The 16,580-nt window shown below is 32.3% G+C and carries 11 protein-coding genes; 9 read left to right on the forward strand and 2 right to left on the reverse strand.

What is annotated here, in order from left to right; genetic code table 11:
* Window positions 1–152 precede the first annotated feature (152 nt).
* Window positions 153–437 (forward strand): hypothetical protein, encoded by a 285-nt coding sequence (locus AAHN03_RS06675; protein WP_342278561.1) that lies wholly within the window; start codon window positions 153–155, stop codon window positions 435–437.
* Between the two features lie 275 nt (window positions 438–712).
* Here the strand turns inward: AAHN03_RS06675 and AAHN03_RS06680 are convergent, their stop codons facing one another.
* Window positions 713–1,048: a hypothetical protein gene (locus tag AAHN03_RS06680; protein ID WP_342278562.1), complete on the reverse strand. Its 336-nt coding sequence runs from the start codon at window positions 1,046–1,048 to the stop codon at window positions 713–715.
* 190 nt (window positions 1,049–1,238) lie between these two features.
* On the opposite strand from AAHN03_RS06680, the gene AAHN03_RS06685 reads away from it, so the two are divergent.
* Window positions 1,239–1,517: a hypothetical protein gene (locus tag AAHN03_RS06685; RefSeq protein ID WP_342278563.1), complete on the forward strand. Its 279-nt coding sequence runs from the start codon at window positions 1,239–1,241 to the stop codon at window positions 1,515–1,517.
* 341 nt (window positions 1,518–1,858) lie between these two features.
* Here the strand turns inward: AAHN03_RS06685 and AAHN03_RS06690 are convergent, their stop codons facing one another.
* The gene (locus AAHN03_RS06690; RefSeq protein ID WP_342278564.1) at window positions 1,859–5,110 is read right to left on the reverse strand and encodes a tetratricopeptide repeat protein; all 3,252 of its coding nucleotides are present in this window, start codon (window positions 5,108–5,110) and stop codon (window positions 1,859–1,861) included.
* A 209-nt stretch (window positions 5,111–5,319) separates the two neighbouring features.
* On the opposite strand from AAHN03_RS06690, the gene AAHN03_RS06695 reads away from it, so the two are divergent.
* From AAHN03_RS06695 to AAHN03_RS06725, 7 genes are all read left to right on the forward strand, one after another.
* Window positions 5,320–6,471 carry a hypothetical protein gene (locus AAHN03_RS06695; protein ID WP_342278565.1) on the forward strand — a complete coding sequence of 384 codons (1,152 nt, stop codon included), beginning with the start codon at window positions 5,320–5,322 and terminating at the stop codon, window positions 6,469–6,471.
* Window positions 6,472–6,615: 144 nt separating this feature from the next.
* Window positions 6,616–7,560, forward strand: coding sequence for an IS110 family transposase (locus AAHN03_RS06700; RefSeq protein ID WP_342278216.1), 945 nt, complete (start codon window positions 6,616–6,618; stop codon window positions 7,558–7,560).
* Between the two features lie 164 nt (window positions 7,561–7,724).
* Complete coding sequence (locus tag AAHN03_RS06705) at window positions 7,725–8,762, forward strand: tetratricopeptide repeat protein (protein WP_342278566.1); 1,038 nt, start codon at window positions 7,725–7,727, stop codon at window positions 8,760–8,762.
* Window positions 8,763–8,837: 75 nt separating this feature from the next.
* Window positions 8,838–10,028: a hypothetical protein gene (locus AAHN03_RS06710; RefSeq protein ID WP_342278567.1), complete on the forward strand. Its 1,191-nt coding sequence runs from the start codon at window positions 8,838–8,840 to the stop codon at window positions 10,026–10,028.
* Window positions 10,021–10,182 carry a hypothetical protein gene (locus AAHN03_RS06715; protein ID WP_341761148.1) on the forward strand — a complete coding sequence of 54 codons (162 nt, stop codon included), beginning with the start codon at window positions 10,021–10,023 and terminating at the stop codon, window positions 10,180–10,182. Before AAHN03_RS06710 ends, AAHN03_RS06715 begins: the two co-directional genes overlap by 8 nt.
* 145 nt (window positions 10,183–10,327) lie before the next feature.
* On the forward strand, window positions 10,328–11,389 hold the full coding sequence (locus AAHN03_RS06720; protein WP_342278263.1) for an IS110 family transposase: 1,062 nt from the start codon (window positions 10,328–10,330) through the stop codon (window positions 11,387–11,389).
* A gap of 479 nt (window positions 11,390–11,868) precedes the next feature.
* Window positions 11,869–16,539, forward strand: a complete 4,671-nt coding sequence (locus tag AAHN03_RS06725) for a DnaJ domain-containing protein (protein ID WP_342278568.1) — start codon at window positions 11,869–11,871, stop codon at window positions 16,537–16,539.
* The last annotated feature ends 41 nt before the right edge of the window (window positions 16,540–16,580 follow it).

Consider the following 16,580-nt stretch of genomic DNA (forward strand, 5'->3'; position numbering starts at 1 on the left):
TTATAAAAAGAAGTTATTTTGGGCAAATTTCATGCTGCTAGTTCGCTTTTACCCCGTTTCTGTAATTTGACCCCATATTTGTTTTTTAGAAAAACCGCGTTGGTTAGAAATAAACATTTTTGTAAATGCATTTAAAATAATTAGGAATATCTATGAATAAAATGCAAAATAATCAGTTAGTTATTTATCAAACTGAAAGTGGTGAAACCAAAGTTGACGTACAAATATATGATGACACGGTATGGCTTACTCAACAACAGATAGCAGAACTTTTTGATAAAGATAGAACAGTAATTACTAAACATATTAATAAAATCTTAGCAGAAGAGGAGCTTAATAACACAGTATGTGCAATTTTTGCACATACTGCATCAGATGGTAAGAAATATGACACGAAATATTATAATTTGGACATGATAATATCCGTTTGTAATTAAAACTGACCCCATAAGAATTGAAAATTAAAACTCTAGAAGTTATATCTTAACTAGGTTTTAGCATGATTAGGTTAGGGGTCAACTTACATTACAATTTTTACTCAAAAAGGGGCAAAAGTTGATTACATTTTATACAAACTGTTGGTGGTAAGCTATGGTAAGAATAAAACCTTCTTTAGAACCAGTTTGTTAGAAATATGAAATGGCATAGCTATATCTTTTTTTTGGCTATACCTAATTTTTCTACCATTTACAACAGATACGACAGAACCTGATTAAGGAGTAACATCTTCTATTGGTGTTTTTCCCAATGTATCAACATTAGCATCTTGTTCATTTCTAGAATTCATATTACTGCTCTGTAAAAAATCATCAGGATTATAGTATAAATTAGTAGAATCAGGGCGATCACAATAAGGTGCAGAACCGCCTCTTTTACCAATAGTATCATTTAACCAAGGTCGTTTAGGATCACAATAATAAGAGTCTGCGTGTCGGTTACTAGATGATGAATCAGATGAAGTGGTTGTACTGTTTGAAGTGGTTATGCTGCTTGGAGTAGTAGTACTATTTGTAGTAGTAGTTGTGTTTTTTGAACTATCCTTTGACATAAAATACTCTCTATAATATTAGTTAATGGAACTATTGCAAGATAATCTTTTTTGATCATTTTGGCGTCGCGTTAATTTTCGAATCCTCACGTACATCTTAGTCACACTACTGGACAAAAGAGATGGAGGGGTTGCAAGAGCTAGTAAGTAGAGTATTTTAGATTGAATAGAAAAAAATCAGTGGTACTCTATGTTACTAGCTGAATTACTATATAATCATTTTGAGATGAAAGATTCAAGACTAAATACGTTCAAGGGCATAATAAAATCATTAATATTGTGTCGAGGAAGCAAATATAAAAATATGGCAGAAGGAATAGAAGGAGATAAATTATTAGATTCAAAAATAAAAGCGGTATATAGATTTCTGCAAGAAGACAATATCAATATTGACGATTATTATAAGTTTATGAGAAATTATATTCCTCAAGGAAAAGTGGGGTTCGGTCGCATCTGTTGTAAATGGTAGAAAAATGGAGACCATTCAAAAGCAGGGGCAGAACTAAATTTTGCTAAAAAATATGCCTAGCTTTTTATAAAAATATATTACAATATGAATCTATAACACCTGAAACATATTTTACCCTATTTGATGTAACTGATAAATTGCTTTTATATGTCTGATAATACTAAGATTTACCAATTCAAAGTACATCTTAAAGATATAACTCCAATGATTTGGCGTAGTTTTCTAATTCAAATTTAGTTTTGCCCCTGCTTTTGAATGCTCTCCATGTTCTAAATTAATTTTTTTAATGTACGAGGAATCTTCAGGAAAATTATCTTTTAGAATACTAAGGAGCTTGTTAATTAGGTATTTAGCTTTAGTGTAATAAATTTGACTTTGCTTAATATCGCCTTGCTGCTCTTCATAAATTGTCCTTTTTTATATAGGTCTATTAAGCTTTCCAATACTCTATATGCCTTGGGATGCCTTTTATTTTGTAGTATTGCCAAAGATTGATTTAAATATTCCTCAGCTATTGTCAGATCACCTTCAAGAATCTTTGTTTTTCCTATATTATATAACAGAAAAGCAACTTGAGCGGAATTAATACCATAGTATTTTTTACAAAGAATAAGACTTTGGTTGAATATATTATTAGCACTTATAAAATCCCCCAGTTCTCGATAGGTAACTCCTAACTTTTCTAATGCCCAAGCTATTTCATCATGATCCTTGCCATAATGTTGTATATAATATCCAAGGCTCTTTTGTATGAGCTGCTTTGCTCTTGACCAGTTACCAAGGTTACCATAAACTATAGCTAGATGTATCCGTGACCAAGCTACTTCTATATGTTCATCTTCTAAGGTTTCCTTGTAAAATGATAACCCTTTTTTGATTAATTTTTTTGCCTTTTCATTGTTTCCTAAGTTTTGGTGAACAATACCTAAATTAATAACCAACCAAGCACATTCTATCTGATTCTTTGCTTCATTATTTTGTTGAATAGTAATAGTTTGTTCAAGTAAATCTTTAGCCTTCTTATAATTGCCAAAACTTCTATAGAAACGCCCTAAATTTCCAAGTACCCATGATGTTTTTATATCATTTTCTCCATAATAATCTTTATAAATAGCAAGCCCCCTCTCAAAATACTCTTGAGTCTTTTGGTAATCTACTTTTCTATAAAAAGATGCTAAATTTACCAATAACCAAGCTATTTCAATATGTTTTTCCTCACCATAATAGCGTTGGTATAGTGCAAGGCTTTTTTCAAGGTACTCTTGTTCTTTTTTTCTATTACCAAGCATTTTATATGCTATTCCCAGCTGTCCCAAAGTATATGCTTTTCTAGGATTAGGAGTCTTATAATAACTTTTATAAAATCTTAAGGCTTGTTTAAGGCTGTCTACTGCCTTTGCACCATTAAGATATGTAGACCAATAGATATGTCCAAGCTTACTTGTTAAATGAGATTTAGTAAGTTCATTAACCAAATTTTTTTCTAAAAATGAAGTAAGATGAGGAAAAAGTTGTTTTATAATAATAATATCCTCAACTTCTAATATTCGATCTATATATGTTTCTAAAGTTGTAGCTATCGATTCAATTAGTTGGGAGTTTTTGTTTAAATTTAATACCTTAGTGAGGTAATGTAAAATGATAGCTTGCGTACTACGATGAAGGGAAAATGTAGAGTTAGTGTTGTTTTTATAACAATTCTTATTAATAATTGTATATTTACTTAGATTATGCAGAAAATTATCAACAGAGATTTTACCTTTATAAGAATCTAATAAACTTCTTGGAATATTTTGTGAATCCACCATACTTATCAGTAATAAAAGAGAGCTAAAACTAGGTTCTTGTTCCATAAGATGTTTTAACGATAATGTTATAATACCATAACGGTTTTTAATGTAGCTACTTTTTTCTTTTATAATCTCTCCTTGAGTAACAGCAAATTCCTCACTACACTGTTCTTTACGGTTCAAGTACTCCTCATATGTAATGCCTATTTCCTTAATATAGTAAGCTGCTGTTGTTACATCTAAAGGAAGAGGTGGGATGTTTTGTAAAAACTGTAATGTTCTCTCTTGTTCTGAAGTAGAGTAATTGTATCTGTCTTCTGAATTCAAAATCTTAGTAAAAAGATCAAATTGTTCTGAATGACTTAGTTCTTCTAGGAAAATTACTTGTCCTCCACTAACGTAACTGTTATTTGCAATAGTGCTATTACGTGTTGTGATGATAATTTGTCCTGATCCCCAAGCTTTTTGATCATAAGGGAAATAGTCTTTAATATCTGAGAAAGTTTCTACATTATCGTAAATTAGTAACCAATTAGGATGTATTTTGAGTTTATTTCTAATAAATAACACAAGCCTAGCTTGTTTTTTATCAAAGTCCTGTATTTCTTGTATGATCTTTAACTCTTGCTTCTGTTCTGCAGTTTGAGATAAAGCATAACCTAGATTCTCAAAAGAATTCATAATACTATCTTTGGTTTCTGCATTTATTTCCCAAGTAACATTAGCATTTTGTTTACTTGCATACAAACGAGCCAAAGTTGTTTTTCCTGCCCCACCTGTTCCAATTAGGACAACGGTTTGCATATTGTCTTTGTCGTTTAATTTCTCCTTAATTTCTGCAATTATAGAAGAACGTTCTAAAAGCGTACTCTTGTGGGGAATAATAAAATCTGATCTTATATTTTGAGTTATTATTTTATCTGAAACAAAAAAATTATTAGAAATAATCCATACTACTAAAATAGAAAAACAACTAATACACATCAATAAAATAATAAATTTTCTGCTTAATAACTTTTCTTTAAGTACGATAGATTGAGATGTAGGTATAATTTTATCTTTTAAATCTTCCTCTTCTAAATGAGAATTCAGCATATTTTGATATTCTGCTTTAAACTCCTTAATAATTTGATCTAAGTCAGTTTTATTTAAAATTTTCTTTATTAATCTCAGGGTAGAAAGGTAATAATCTTCTTCTTGTCTAAAATCTATATATTCAACAGCATTAATATCTAAAGGGTTTAAATTTTTATCAACTATTAAAACAATACTGGCATTTAACTTGTTGTCATTTACTAGTTCTTTTTCGAAGATACACAAGTTATGAGTAACTCCTGTAGTAGCTTGGTCTTTATCTTCCCTATTTATCAGAGTTATATTAGCTGTTTTTAAGTGTTCTTTTAACCTCTTTAGTAAATCTTCTTCATTTTTATTGATTTTTGTATAATGAAGTAGGCAACTACAATCTTGCCTATTTATAATCTTTCTTATTTTTTGCAATTGTCTTTCAAACAAATTCTGAGCTAATAAGTGCAAATAATATTTAGTTATACATTGTAATTTCCCAGATTTTCTCACAAGATCAATGATGTATTCACGTGAGTTATTGCCTAGCTTTTGCATTATGCTGCGAATATGAGTCTCTACAGTTCTAGGCGAAATTACTAATAAAGTCGCTATTTTCTTATCACCTCTATTATGAATTATACAAGCTATAATATCTATTTCTCTAGGTGTAAATTTTATGCCACCTATTTCATTTAACTTTTTTGAGAATATCTCTTCCCTATCGATATAGCTCACCTTAAATACCAAGTCTAGTTCAGAACTCTCCTACAGTTTAGCAGACTTATAATTTGATTCCTAGGTACTTTTAAACCTACTCATTTTGTACTTAAGGGGAAAAATTAAGGGTATTTTACTGATTACAGTTTGATAAATTGCAAATAATCTAATTTTCCTAACAAAGTGAAAGAAAATACTTTAAAAAATTAAAATTGTAGGAGAAATATATGGCAAAAGAACATTATTCCCCAAAAGTTATAACAGCAAGACTTAAGGGTAAGAGGTGGGAAGATCATCGAGAATATTTAGCTAATTATAATAAATATGAAGAACGTGGTTTTACCGTAATCGAATATGACGTTATGGAAAGGCAAGGAGACTATGCAGCAGCTAGCGTAGGTTCTGTTAATATATTTCATAAACTTGTACGTCATGATAAAAAATATATTGATTCTAATGATAATGAAATAAGAGAAGTAGAAGCACAGAAACTTCGGAATCAGTATATAGCAGAACAGCAAAAAGCAAAAGAAGCAGAAGAAAGAAAGCAGCAAGAAGCTAATAAACAAAAAGCCAAAGAGGAACAGGACAAACAACAAAAAGTCAAAGAGGAACAGGACAAACAACAAAAAGCCAAAGAGGAACAGGACAAACAACGAAAAGCCAAAGAGGAACAGGACAAACAACAAAAAGCCAAAGAAGAACAGGACAAACAACAAAAAGCCAAAGAGGAACAGGACAAACAACAAAAAGTCAAAGAGGAACAGGACAAACAACAAAAAGCTAAAGAGGAACAGGACAAACAACGAAAAGCCAAAGAAGAGGCTGAAGTTAAGGAGAAGGAAGAAGCAATAACTAAAACAGCCCATGAATGGGGAGAAACAGTAGGAGGAATATACGGTGGGTCTACTGGTGGAGAGATAGGCAATTATATAGGAAAAGCAGTAGGAGGAAAAATAGGGAAAAGTTTTGGATATCAAGGGGCTGGTGAGAAGACAGGAAAATGTTTTGGTAGTATCGCCGGAGCAGCAATTGGTGGAAATATTGGAGGAGCATTGGGAGGCTTAGTAAGTCAAGCCGTTGCTACTGAAATAGTAAAGATAGGAGGAATAGACACAGTAGGGACGACCTTACCACCATTAGTCGGAGCTGTGGTGGTAGGAGGGGTAGGAATAGCAACCTCTGCTTTCTGTAAGACTGCAAATAATCCACAAAGCTCTACCTTTAATAATGTAATAGATACAGCTAGTACAAGCATACCAATGGCAGCAATGGCAGTGGCTAGGTCTATACCATTTATAGATAACTCACCAACAGCATTAGGGGTATTAAGCTATGGCACTCAGCAGGCTTATATCTTAAAAACATGTTATAAGTAGTTGTAAGAGGGTGACTTGAAGCAATCTAGACTGAAATAGTCGTGAACAGAATAAGTACCCTCTATCGTTAAGTTTGCTTTGAACAAATTGCAGAAGGTACTGCAGTACAGTAGCCTTGCACAATAAGATGAAGGAGATTATACTATGAAAAAAATAATAGGTCTAGATGTAAGTAAAAAATGGCTTGATGTATGTATATATATTTCAAACAGTAAACCGGAATATCATCGTTTTGCAAATGATAATTTAGGTCATGAAGAGCTTATAAAATTAACAAAAGAGCAAAAAATTGAGCTAATAGTGTGCGAACCCACAGGAGGCTACGAGGATGAAATTTGCCAAAAATTATATAGTAATGAGCAACGGATTCATAAGGTAAATACCTATAGTTTTAATTCATTTAGTAAGTCAGTAAATTTTTGTAAAACGGACAAGCAAGATGCTTTTAAATTAGCGTATTACGGTGATAAGATGCAACTTACAGCAAATTATATACATCAAATTGAATCAGAAAATTTGAAGAGATATCAGCAAAGACGGGAAGATTTAGTATTGATGCTTAGTAATGAAAAAAAGAGGTTGCATAATAGTGTCGATGGTATTGACAAAGAAAGCATAGAAACATTGATGGGATGCTTACAAAAGGAAATATCTAAAATTGATGATAAATTAAATGAGATAATAGATGGATCAGAAGAACTACAAGAAAAAACAAAAATATTAGAAACTGTACCTGGCATTGGCAAATGTCTAGCTAGTAAATTAATTAGTTTTTTACCTGAGTTGGGAAATAAAAATTATAGCGGCAACGAATTATCAGCTATGGTTGGAATAGCGCCATATGCTCGAGATAGTGGTAATAAACAAGGTCGAAGATTCATTAGAGGAGGCAGAAAGATACCACGAGATGCACTATATATGGCAGTACTAACAGGTAAAAATGGCTTTCAATATTTAAAAGCTTTATATGACAGACTTATTAATAATTTTAAACCTAAAAAAGTTGCGACAGTAGCTTGTATGCGTAAATTACTGGAAGTTTGCCATAAGCTTATTCAACAAAAACGTGTATTTGTTGTTAATCAATAATATTTTTTATTTATATAAAATACAGATAAAAAATATTTAATTTTTTTAAAAAGATAATTGCTGTAAACTATTATAAGCACGGAAGTATTGATATAACGTTTACAAATGTAGCTAAAGGTCTTGGTAGCAGCATAGCAACTAGGACGATTTCTGCAGCGATAGCAGTGCCTGTAGGAGCTATCGTAGGTTCAACTATAGCAATAGCAGTACCTGTGCTTGCTGCGTCAGCAACGGCTGCTTTAAGTTATGGAGTTAATCAAGGTGTAAGGTGCTATTCCAATTCATGTGATGCGGAGAAAGCAAAGAAGTTAAACGTGGAAACGACAAAACATCATAGAGAAGGTCAATATGAAGAGGCTCTTGTAAAGTTTAATAAAGCTACAGCACTACAACCAAACAATAAGATTTATCACAAAAACAAGGCTGCGACTCTTATCAAACTAACTAAATATGATGAAGCCATAGAAGCTGCAGATAAGGCATTACATATAGACCTAAACTATAAACAAGCAAAAGAACAAAAAGCTTTTGCCTTGAATGAGTTGGCCAAGGTAGATTCTAATGCTCAAAATTATGAAGAAGCCCTTATAAAATTTAATGAAGCTATAGTACTACAACCAAACAATGAGATTTATCAAAAGAACAAGGCTACAGTTCTTAATGAACAAGGTAAAAAATTATGGAACGATGCTTGGACAGCAGAAGAAACAGCTAGCTTGGAAGAAATTGAAGAAACAGTAGAGCAATATCTTGCAGAAGCGAAAGAAAAGTTTAAGGAAACAAAAGTTAAGTTCAAACAAGCACATAAACTTGTACCTGACAATACTGAATATACACGAAACTTTCATATGATTAGTTTAAAGATAGAAGGTAATTCTAACTTTAATGAAGGAGTTAAATTACAATATGAAGCTAATAACCTAAGAGATCAAGGAAAATACGAACAAGCTTTAAAGAAGTATACAACTGCTATGCAAAAGTTTCAAAATGGTCTTAAGCATGACGCAAGATTTCAAGATTGTATAGACTTAGTTAAAGAATCTATCACAATATGTAATACAAAAATTGAAGAAATAGGTCAGCAACAACATTATGGAAATCTAGAAGAATACATACCTAATCCCAATAATTTATCAGATAATCCACTCACATCTTACGAGCATGTTGTTACTGTGATGGGAGTAGTTGATGTTGATTATTAGTATACAAGTTAATTGATAATAGAGGGAATCACATAAGCTAAATACTGATTTTTTACATAGAAAATGGAAGTAAAAATGAAAAGGTCTGAAGCAAAAAGAATTAATCGCAATACTGAGCTTGGCATAGAAATAACGTCAGAAATATTAACTAACCTTAATTCAGATAAGTGGTACAGTCAGGAAGATATTGCAAAAGTCATGGAACATCTTACTCGGAAATACGGATATGATTTTGTAAAACAATGTGAAGTTGCAGGTAGTATAGATCAATTAGGTAAATTTCTTGAAAAGTACGAAGAAGCTGATTCAGAGCCTAGATTTATTATATATAACAAAGAGGCTAATCACTGGGTTACTTTGTGCATTATGCATATTGGGCAGTCTACCACCATTTTATATAAAGATTCTTTTGGCAGAGAAATTCCCGGCGATATTCATGATGTTTTATTTAAAAAGTTTGGGCTAGGTACAAGACTTAAAGTACACGCGAACAAAGAACAACAAGATTCCACTAGTTGTGGTCCTATGTCTTTAAAGAATATGGAAATAATAATGTCTTCCATAAAAGGTAACCAATTAGACTTTATCGAACACTTTGAGACTACACAATTTTGTCAACATAGACAAGTACAACAAGTTAAAGAATATTTTAAATCAGAACTAGGTCAATACATACGAGTTACTATAAATAAATATATCCTAGAGTTATCAGAAAATGTGGCGTTTAAGGTAGCGATAAAGAACTTTGTAGAAAAAATACCCTACGAAGCTTTTGACAAGATTAATGCTTATGGTCAAGCTTTACAACAGTACTTTGAAAAGCAACCAAAAGAAGTATGCTCTGAAATAGTAGATCATCTGCAAAAAGAAGTGCCAGAGAAAGCCCGAGAAGAAGCAAGAGCAAGGTTAAAGCAACTGCGTAAAGAAGCATTAGAAAATTTACCAAAATTAATGGAGTACGTTAAAACCATACTGCCAGAAGGGATTAAAACTGCAGAGGATGTGGATAAATTAAAAAGAACATTACCAACAGAGGTATCTAAGGTAATACTGCCTTTGGTAACACCGGTTACAAATGGGATAATTGAAGCAGGTGTAGTTGTAATAGCAGATTACTTACCAACTCTGTTAGCAGAACCAATTAAAGTAGGGGGAAGATTTGTTGCACATCAAGTCACTAATAAAATACAAGGAGCAGTGGAAGACACAGTACAAAAAGGAGTAAATAAAGTTAGTGACTCATCTTCGAGACAAAAAAGTGCTTAAAACGTCTAAAGAATCAGGTTTGCAGTGGTTTTGGCATGAAGTTTGTAGTCATGTAAACATCACTTTTCTACTTGACATACTAAAAATTAGTCAACATAATGCTTCTTATGTGTATTACCATTGTTTTGTTTCAAATAAAAACTCTTGTCATTAAAGTACACTTTTATCAGTATTTCTTTATTATAAAATTCCACAGGTGAAAAAATAATGGTATGGATCTCCTGATATACAGAATGAAAAGCAGTTGCTAATCTTCTAAAGTTAATATTAAATATTAAAATAACAATCAGGATGCTAAGATGGAAGTTACCACAATTGGTATAGATATTGCAAAAAGAATTTTCCAAATTCATGGTGTAGATAAAAATGGTAAGACGGTATTAAAGAAAAAATTAATGAGAGATCAAGTTTTAACATTTATGGCTAATTTACCAAAATGTTTGGTAGGGATGGAAGCTTGCGGCGGAGCTAGTTACTGGGCAAGAGAAATAACTAAATTGGGGCATACAGTAAAACTAATGGCAGCACAATTTGTCAAACCGTATGTTAAAACTAATAAAAATGATCAAGCTGATGCAGAAGCTATATGTGAAGCGGTAACAAGACCAAATATGAGGTTTGTACCAATTAGAACTGTAGAACAACAAGATATTTTATCAATTCATCGAGTAAGAGAGAGATTGGTAAAAAATCGTACTGCCCTTGCTAATGAAATTAGGGGTCTACTACATGAATTTGGTTTTATTATTCCTCAAGGGATCAATAAGGTTATGACAAAATTAACCGAGATTTTAGATGAAGGAAATTTAAGCCAGCTGGGTTATCAAACATTTAGTGAACTGAAAGAGGAATTTTTGGATAATGACAAAAAAATAAAAGAGATAGAAAAAAGATTAAAAATAATAGCTAGCAACTTAACTCAATATCAACGATTAACAGCTATACCTGGTCTTGGTTTAATTACTGCTACTGCTTTAATAGCATCAATAGGTAATGCTACAAGTTTTGAGAATGGTAGGCAATTATCGGCATGGTTTGGATTAGTGCCAAGGCAGCATTCCAGTGGAGGGAAAGATAAGTTGCTTGGAATTAGCAAGCGAGGTGATGTTTACTTGCGTACTCTATTGATCCAAGGAGCTAGAGCTGTACTAAATGCCAAGATAAGATTTACATTGGAAGAACAAAAATCTAAAAAAGATTTTAGCAAATTTACGCAGTGGATGTTTAATTTATCTGAGCGAAATGGACATAATAAAACAGTAGTTGCTGTAGCTAATAAACTGGCAAGAGTGGTGTTTGCAGTACTAAGGTCAGGGGATGATTATGTAGAGAGTAAAGTTTGTAGCACAGAGCTATTATAATTAACATAAAATAAAATAAATAGTGGTTTATTAATTAATAGGTAAACAAAGAATATGTAAAAGATTCCAACCCGGAATATGCGTGAGATAATAATATTGATGGTAAATAAGACAAACCTTAGCTTACAAAAAAACTGATGACTACAATGGCTCTTTGAAGCCGATAAAATGATAAGTATATAGTAAATTTGTAAGCCAGCGAATTCCATCAGGGCTGTAGGATAAATTACACATAATTTATTAACTATAAGCCGGATACATGTATGCATTTGCATTTTTGCTATTAGATGTTATTTTTTTCTTGCATTTTACAGGAGGTTCATACATGTAGTCAGTAACGAGAATTTAATTCTACACTCCACTCGTCGCATAATACTCACGTTCTATAGCATAATTTCTGCTCATATTTATCTCGAAGATGAGTCGCGAGTAGTGTCAAAGAAAAAACAATAGAAACTATTGATACCCTACAAGAATTAGTGGTAGATAAAAGCTCGACACTTGCAGCAAATACTACTAAGTCGATAGCTAGTCTGTTTATACGCAAAGCTAACGATATAATAGAATCACAATACTCTGAAGAGCTAAGGAAATTTACTCAAATATTTGATTTGTTAGCAAGATATAAAGTAAACGAGGAATTAGAAAACCTACTTAAAGATACTTGCCAAAAACTAAATTTAGACTATGACAAAGTAAAACCATTTTTTGATTTAATAAAGGTTCGACAAGAAAATAGTTCGCAGCAAAATAATGGTAGTTTACAAATAGATAATGCTAATGCTGAAGAAACTAATCATCTAGAAAAAAGAACAGAGCCTCCACTTAGTACTAATAATAAGTCTACAGAGCCAAACGTTAAGGATTTAGAACAATTATTAAGCGAAATAGTCTTAGGAGAAGATGGTGATAATTCGTTAGAAAGTCAAACATTAAAAGACAAATTAAGAGAACAATTTAACCAAGTAAAAAGTTCTTCTCTGTTATGGAATAGTAAGAGTCTAACAGATATTAGGAGTTGGGCTGATTCAAAAAAGGGAAAGCTCACTGCTATTGATATATACGAAGCTATAGCCATAATGGATAGAGTTAATGAATTAATCACCACTGACGGACATCGTTTAAGAGACACTCAAATATTATCTATTTTGGTATTTTTACAAACAAAAAATAACCAAGGGAAATTATGTCAAATTCATACAGGTGAAGGTAAAACTACTATAGTATCATTATTGGCAGTTATTAAAGTACTTCAAGGAGAAACTGTAGATATTATTACCAGCAACCATGTTCTTGCAGGAGAGGGGGTAGAACAGAGAGAAAATTTCTACAACGCTTTTGGTATAAGCGTTGCCCATAATAATACTGATGAAAATAAGGAATGTTATAAAGCAAATGTTTTATACGGTAGTATAGGTAATTTTCAATTTGATTATCTCAAAGACACTTTTTTGGGCTTGGGTATCCGTGCAGGTAGAGAATTTGCTACTGTTATTCTAGATGAAGTAGATAGCATGATTATAGATAATGCTGGCAGTATTGCGAAATTGTCAACTCCTTTCCCTAGTATGGAAAGTTTAAGATATGTTTATATTAAAATATGGCAAGAGTTACTCAAAGCAGAGAAAAGTTTAGAAAAAGAAATTGATAAAAAACTAAGAGAAAAGGCACAAGAGTTACAAGTAAGCAGTAAATCTGAAAAAGACAAGGAAACAGAATATATAAGCTTCCAACATGAATTAACAAAATCCGCAAGAGAAACAATTAAAGCTCAAATAAAGGCAAGTGATTTTAGCCAAATAGATACTCTAATACCTGAGCATCTTCAGGTTTATAAAAAAGCAAAATTAGAGCAGTGGATTGATAACGCTATTTATGCAAAATATGGTTGTCATGAAAATAGACAATATATTATCAAGGAAAAGGAAGATGAGAACGTTATAATCCCAGTTGATTATGCAAATACTGGAGTCACACTAAAAAATACAGTGTGGTCGCATGGGTTACACCAATTTGTACAATTGAAGCATAATTTACATCTTACCAGTGAAAGCCTAACTAGTAGTTTTATCTCTAATCTTGGATATATCAAAAAATACGGCAATAAAATATTTGGTCTTACAGGTACTTTAGGTTCAATAGCAGAGCAAGAATTATTATCATCTATCTATAATGTAGATTACGCCAAAATCCCTACATACAAAGCAAAAAAGTTTAATGAATTAGGTGGTATAGTCGTAGCAGATGATCACTTTGTTACTGTTGTTGCTTTAGATGCTTTAGAAAAGATCGAAGGTGGCAGGGCTTGTTTAATTATTTGTGAGACGATTGAAGATTTAAAAAATATAGAGAAAGCATTAAAGGTTCTACAGAAATTAACAAAAACAATTTTCTCTATCAAGCCTTATGGAGATGATAGTGACATTATCCCAAAAGAGCTGAAAGCTGGTACTATAATTGTTGCTACTAACATAGCGGGCAGAGGAACAGATTTTCAAACTACTAAAGAGTTGGAAGAAAACGGTGGGTTGCATGTGTGCGTTGTTTTCCTTCTGTGCAACCAAAGAGTAGAAGATCAGGCTTTTGGTAGAACTGCACGTCAGGGTAAGAAAGGTACTGCACAATTAATAATCAAAGTAAGCGAGGTGAAAAATTTAGGTATTGATATTGAACGACTAAATGATAGTGATTTTACTTTTAAAAACATAAAAGAAGCGAGAAATCAGAAAGAACGGGAGAGAATAAAGGAGCTTCAAGAAAGTAAAATATTAGAGTTAAATTTCCAAGATTTATTATTTAGTCAATTTTCAGAAAAATATCAAGATTTGCAGGGTAAGAATCAAGGTATATTAGGCTTTCATTATGTATTAGAAGATATTAAAGAATTTTGGGCTTTTTGGCTTGAGGCAAAGAACTTTAAAGGCAAAGAGCTAACAGAAACAAAAGCTAAAGAAGAGTTTGAAGCTTTTATCTCACTTCCCAATACTAAATCTATAATGGGTGGGAAGATTTTACATAATCCTTATTATAGCATAAGACAGGCAGACGCTTTCTTATTAAATGAACAATTGCAGGACGCAGAGAATGCTTTAAATCACGCCATTGCATTAACTAAAACTCCTGAGATATTACACTCGGCTTACATCAAACTTTTTGAAATTGCCATGGAACGTGGTGGGCAAATGATGGAAAGATTTAAAAAAGCTCTAGCAAAGGTAATTTCTATAAATGTTGAAAAAGATGAAACATACAAAACCAAAGCCATATCGGCTTTAGAAAAAGCAAAAGAGGCTCTAGACCTAGAGGTTAGCTATATTCAGAAATATTTCTTTGCTAATCCTCAAACTGACGAGAGTCAAATTCAAGATTTTCAAAATATATTAATAGTACCTGAAGTACATGACAAAGAAAATATTTTCTTAAAGCATTTAGAGTCAAGAATGGTATGTCTAAATACTTACCGCAATATCATAGAGTGCCTAGACAAAGATGGTAAGGTAATTGGAGGTCTACTATATCAAATTAAAGAGGAATTTAAAGATGGGGTAACCATCCATAAAAAGATTCCTGATTACTTAAAAACCTTAGATACTAATGATAATGCAGATCAACAACTGAAGCAGGCAATTACTGAAGCTGAAATCTCAGAATTAAATTTTGTAGGGCTAAACGCAATCTATTCAACAAGAGAAGTACATGATGTTCCTGATAATGTAATTACAAGGGCACAAGCCCAAATTGGTTCAGGTTTAGCAGCTTTAGCAGCTGGGTTAGTATTCCCGCCCTTGCTAATAGTAACAGGTCCAGCTGCTGGGGTACTGATTTCTGAAGGGATATGCGATATTGTAATGGAGCTAATCAGCAGCGGCGAAACAGAATTTAATGAAGCCGAATATATTAAGGGAAAACTAATTAGTTATGGAATAAGTATAGCAACCATGGGTATTGGGGCGGTAGCAAGTTCTATGAAGATATTAAATAACTCAATAAAAGCTTGTAGAGGTTTATCCAAAGCATTTAAGAATAGTAAAACTATGAAGACTATATGCAATAAAGTCGCTGATAAAATAGACGATATAGAAAAAATGCTAGAGAAATCCTTAACAAAAATAAAGCTTGAAAAATCATTAAAAGCACAACAACTTGGTGAATTATCCCGACTTGAAAAGCTTTCTGTAGTAACAAAGAGTATAGGAAAGGAAACTATTATGGATGTTGCCGGATCTGTAATAATGGAAAAAATAGTAACAAAGGGGTTAGAGGAGTTACTCACTAGCTTAAAACCACAAATTCAAAAAAAAATTAGTGGTACATTATCTCAGAAAATAGATAGAATGAAGATACAGTTAGTAGAACAAATTAAGATATTCGAGTTAGCCTCAGAAATAATTACCGGTAGCAACGGACAAATAGCAGCGGAGATAGCAAAGGAAATAGCACTTGGAGTAGCAAGGCACGGGAATAATTGGAAAATAAAAGCAACTTCTTTGGTAATTGATAGTATAGTTACAGCAGATAGAATCAATCAGTATCCGCAAGATTTCTGTAAGAAATTAAACTATCGAATGGATAAAAAGTTGCAAGAGCAGAGGAGTAATATCCTAAAGAACGACAATGTTGATCTACTAATAGAGCAACTTAGCAAGCAAGTAACAGAAAAAATATACAGTTTAATTATCCATCTTAGTGGTAAATTTGCTCATACTTGTGTAGTAGAACCGACTTTAAGTAAAGTAAGCCAAGAGGTTTTTTCATCAGCAAGTAAGAGTAAAGCTAGTGATTCAATTGATAGTGAACAAAACCGGCAGAGGAAAAGTGAGGAAAGTGATGCACATAAAAATAAATGCCAAGAAGCCCTAAAATTATTAGGACTTGATGAAGGAGCTTCTTGGGTAGAGATACGTAAAGCTTATAAAACAAATGCACTTAGAAATCATCCTGACAAGAATCCAAATGAGGAAGCTAGTATAAGATTTCAACACATTAGGGAAGCATATGATTTTTTAGAAGTTAATCATTTTAACAAGGTCTTTGGGAATAGTGAAGCGGAGCTAAAGAAAACTTACCAAAAAGTAATCATAAACCTTCGTCGTGATAAAGACAGTACTACTGACTTTAACAAAGCATGTGACATGTACGAAATGTTATGACCTCTTAAGCAAATAACAAATGAAGCTGATGTCAGTACACA

The sequence above is a fragment of the Candidatus Tisiphia endosymbiont of Myopa tessellatipennis genome (assembly GCF_964031105.1).
GTDB lineage: Bacteria > Pseudomonadota > Alphaproteobacteria > Rickettsiales > Rickettsiaceae > Tisiphia.

What these genes read in the sequence shown, in the direction of transcription:
- AAHN03_RS06675 (WP_342278561.1), top strand. Translation starts at nt 153, where the DNA reads ATGAATAAAATGCAAAATAATCAGTTAGTTATTTATCAAACTGAAAGT.
- AAHN03_RS06680 (WP_342278562.1), bottom strand. Translation starts at nt 1,048, where the DNA reads ATGTCAAAGGATAGTTCAAAAAACACAACTACTACTACAAATAGTACT.
- AAHN03_RS06685 (WP_342278563.1), top strand. Translation starts at nt 1,239, where the DNA reads ATGTTACTAGCTGAATTACTATATAATCATTTTGAGATGAAAGATTCA.
- AAHN03_RS06695 (WP_342278565.1), top strand. Translation starts at nt 5,320, where the DNA reads ATGGCAAAAGAACATTATTCCCCAAAAGTTATAACAGCAAGACTTAAG.
- AAHN03_RS06700 (WP_342278216.1), top strand. Translation starts at nt 6,616, where the DNA reads ATGAAAAAAATAATAGGTCTAGATGTAAGTAAAAAATGGCTTGATGTA.
- AAHN03_RS06710 (WP_342278567.1), top strand. Translation starts at nt 8,838, where the DNA reads ATGAAAAGGTCTGAAGCAAAAAGAATTAATCGCAATACTGAGCTTGGC.
- AAHN03_RS06720 (WP_342278263.1), top strand. Translation starts at nt 10,328, where the DNA reads ATGGAAGTTACCACAATTGGTATAGATATTGCAAAAAGAATTTTCCAA.